Origin of the sequence: Mesorhizobium sp. M4A.F.Ca.ET.050.02.1.1, assembly GCF_003997725.1 — a bacterium.
In the GTDB taxonomy this organism is placed as follows: Bacteria; Pseudomonadota; Alphaproteobacteria; order Rhizobiales; family Rhizobiaceae; genus Mesorhizobium.
On sequence record NZ_RZSG01001566.1, the window covers coordinates 1 to 386 of the forward strand.

General features: G+C 66.3%; 1 protein-coding gene. It reads right to left on the reverse strand.

Features of this window, described 5'->3' with window-relative positions; all coding sequences use genetic code 11:
- A partial coding sequence (locus tag EOA33_RS38655; protein WP_281033621.1) for a 3-oxoacyl-[acyl-carrier-protein] synthase III C-terminal domain-containing protein occupies positions 1–386 on the reverse strand: 386 nt, incomplete at both ends.

Consider the following 386-nt stretch of genomic DNA (forward strand, 5'->3'; position numbering starts at 1 on the left):
ACAGATACCGAGGTTTCGCCCGACGGCATCGAAGATGCGGACGTTGGCCTGATGCGGTGCGAACCGGTCGATGTCTTGCGGTCGCATGCGGGCAGCAGTGAGCGCCTCCCGCGAGCAGGCGGTCATCATCTCGACCGCCTTGGCGAACACTTCGCGGCCGTCGGTGATCGTCATCCGGGTCTCAGCGAGATCGAGGTCGGCGTGGAAGGGCTTGTTGCTTCCGCCCGCCGGAATCTGGATCAGCCCGTAGCGCGATCCATCGGAATCAACCGATGCGCCGAGAATGCCCCGATCCGGTTCATCGCCGGGCCCGATCACCACGGCGCCGGCGGCATCGGCGAACAAAACCGCGCTGGCGCGCTCGGCCGGGTTGATGCGGCGGCTAA